The organism is Oceanipulchritudo coccoides (assembly GCF_010500615.1).
Taxonomy (GTDB): Bacteria; Verrucomicrobiota; Verrucomicrobiia; order Opitutales; family Oceanipulchritudinaceae; genus Oceanipulchritudo; species Oceanipulchritudo coccoides.
Genome location: NZ_JAAGNX010000028.1, coordinates 1 through 361, shown reverse-complemented (window position 1 = coordinate 361; position 361 = coordinate 1). Strand labels below are relative to the sequence as shown.

The following is a 361-nucleotide window of genomic DNA, read 5'->3' as shown; positions in this document are numbered from 1 at the left end:
GGCTGCTGACGGGCAATGTGCTGAACGCGCTCTTCACGCCTTACGGGCAGTTTTTTGCGATCAAGCTTGGTGTTTTCCTTGCGATTATGGCCTTTGCCGCATGGAATAAGCTGCGCCTGACGCCTGCATTGCTTCGTCAAGAGTCGGGTGCTGGTTCGCGTCTGCGTAGAAGCATTCGAATGGAAGCCGCACTTGTTTCTCTGATCCTCTTGACGACCGCAACCCTGACCACTGTCAGCGCACCCGAGGCTGCAAATCAAACCACCCGTGCCGCTGGCGAAGGTCAAATCACGAAAATAAACAAGGGAGGTTTCCTATGAAACCTATCACACGCCGGACCTTTGGACGTGGAATGTTTGCC

At 54.3% G+C, this 361-nt stretch carries 1 protein-coding gene; it reads left to right on the top strand.

What is annotated here, in order from left to right; genetic code table 11:
* A partial coding sequence (locus G0Q06_RS14295; RefSeq protein WP_163967453.1) for a CopD family protein occupies positions 1-320 on the top strand: 320 nt, incomplete at its 5' end.
* Positions 321-361 lie beyond the last annotated feature (41 nt).